This window comes from Variovorax sp. P4_D9, assembly GCF_056401695.1.
This window is the reverse complement of record NZ_JBFUIU010001724.1, coordinates 1-610: the sequence shown is the minus strand read 5'-3', so window position 1 is coordinate 610 and position 610 is coordinate 1. Positions and strand designations below refer to the sequence as shown.

General features: G+C 63.3%; 1 protein-coding gene. It reads right to left on the bottom strand.

Annotated features, from left to right (window positions below; translation table 11 throughout):
• Window positions 1-175 precede the first annotated feature (175 nt).
• Window positions 176-610, bottom strand: a 435-nt coding sequence (locus AC1DY5_RS57995; RefSeq protein ID WP_478123094.1) for an electron transfer flavoprotein subunit alpha/FixB family protein, incomplete at its 5' end; no start/stop codon positions are given.

The following is a 610-nucleotide window of genomic DNA, read 5'->3' as shown; positions in this document are numbered from 1 at the left end:
GTATTGTCAGGATTGCGCGCGCGAAACGGAAATTTTTCACCCATGGTTTGCTACAACTGTCAAGAAAATGGTCGATGATTCTATTCTTGAATTATGTTCGACGCGCCCAGCATCATTCCCCGGCATGTGCGTGCGACGCTAGGGCTGTTTGGCCGAGACGGCGCATCTTGTCATCTCAGACCGTCTCGCGTGAGGGGAGCACTTGGACGAGTTCCGGCACGGCCGTGAACAGGTCCGCCACGAGGCCGTAGTCGGCCACGCTGAAGATCGGGGCTTCTTCGTCCTTGTTGATCGCCACGATCGCCTTGGAGTCCTTCATGCCCGCCAGATGCTGGATCGCGCCCGAGATGCCCGCCGCGATGTAGAGCTGCGGCGCGACGATCTTGCCCGTCTGGCCGACCTGCCAGTCGTTCGGGGCGTAGCCTGCGTCGACGGCTGCGCGGCTGGCGCCCAGGCCCGCGTTGAGCTTGTCGGCCAGCGGCGCCATCACTTCCTGGAACTTCTCGGCGCTGCCCAGGGCCCGGCCGCCCGAGACGATGATCTTGGCGGCCGTCAGTTCGGGGCGCTCGCTCTTGGTGACCTCGCGGCCGATGAAGCTCGACTTGCCGCT